Here is a 967-nt window from a genome sequence, read left to right on the forward strand (position 1 = left end):
TTGATTTATCAGCTGCTTCTTTCTCAACCATTTCTAAGTCTACTGCTGACACTGATGAAGTGTAAGCTTCATTCATCATTACTACTTTTATGCCATGTTTTGCAGCTTTATACTTAATCTGATTGATTAGACGCATATGTGGAATTTGAACAAAATAYTTGATCTTGTTCTCTTTCTTTATGCCTTTGAAATCACCTATAACGATAGTACCTACTTGATGGTCATTGGCGAYATCAATGACCATTTTACTTGCTTTATGAGTATAATAATCTACAAAGCCTCTYCTAGTATCCAAAACCTTATTCATRCGMTTTGTTGCCTTAAAATCATCACTTCCTACAATCTTCATATGTTTACTTTGAAGKTCAGCAATTTGATTATTGTAAGTTGMAATTCTACTTTTTATTACATTACCATCAATTAAAATCTGATCCAATGATTCCTTAAATGTTAGGGCTGCTAAATTTGAAACACCTAAATCTATAGCCATCACTTCATTTGTCTTCCTTAATTTAGGTTTATSAATTTCATAAACTACTTTCACTTCATACTTACCAYTRGATAGTTTCTTTAATRTCGYAGACTTAATATTTTTATCTGACAAAAATAAACTGACTTCCTTTGGAAGATTAATCTCAATGCATCTCAAATCTTTCTCTTTTTTCATCACTTTACCAATAGACAGCAGCAAAGTATCTTTCTTTAACCTGACAGCATTCTTTAGAAATGTCGGTGTCATCTGCCTGTTCTCGTGTTTATATCTGGGCATTGATGGCTTTTGATTGTTTTTAGGATCTTCCTTATACAAGTCTAACAAATTGTAGAATGAGGACATATCTTTCATACACTGCTTTATTGCATGAATGTAAGTATGCGCTTGTAAATAACCACATCTATAATGATCTTTAAACTTATCATAAAACTGGTTCTGTGTAAGATAATTTTTTTGATGGTATTCATACAAAGT

The 967-nt window shown here is 31.3% G+C and carries 1 protein-coding gene; it reads right to left on the reverse strand.

Annotated features, from left to right (window positions below):
• Window positions 1–967 (reverse strand): transposase (locus EZV73_RS28280; RefSeq protein WP_240843930.1); only part of this gene is annotated, 967 nt, incomplete at both ends.

The organism is Acidaminobacter sp. JC074, assembly GCF_022496765.1.
Classification (GTDB): domain Bacteria; phylum Bacillota; class Clostridia; order Peptostreptococcales; family Acidaminobacteraceae; genus JABXKX01.